At 45.3% G+C, this 316-nt stretch carries 1 protein-coding gene; it reads left to right on the forward strand.

What is annotated here, in order from left to right; translation table 11 throughout:
• On the forward strand, positions 1-316 hold a 316-nt coding region (locus AB5935_RS27475; RefSeq protein WP_368328036.1), incomplete at both ends, for a TIM-barrel domain-containing protein.

Below are 316 nucleotides of genomic sequence, written 5' to 3' on the forward strand. Positions count from 1 at the left end.
GTGGAGGCTGTCTCCCCCCAATGTGGGGACTCGGATTCAAATACCGTGTGAAAGGAGATGCTATACAAGATTCTGTTATGCGTTTTGCTGATTATTTTCGTAACAATCATATTCCATGTGACGTACTAGGGCTTGAACCCGGATGGCAAACGGCTACTTATTCCTGCTCGTACATATGGAGTAAAGAACGATTCCCACAACACAAAGAAATGCTAGCCCAACTCCAGCAGAAAGGCTATAAGATCAATTTATGGGAACACGCTTACGTACACCCCACCTCTCCCATCCGAAAAGCGTTGGAACCTTACCTTTATAC

It is taken from the genome of Phocaeicola sp. RTP21198st1_B8_RTP21198_201120, assembly GCF_040929485.1.
In the GTDB taxonomy this organism is placed as follows: Bacteria; Bacteroidota; Bacteroidia; order Bacteroidales; family Bacteroidaceae; genus Phocaeicola; species Phocaeicola dorei.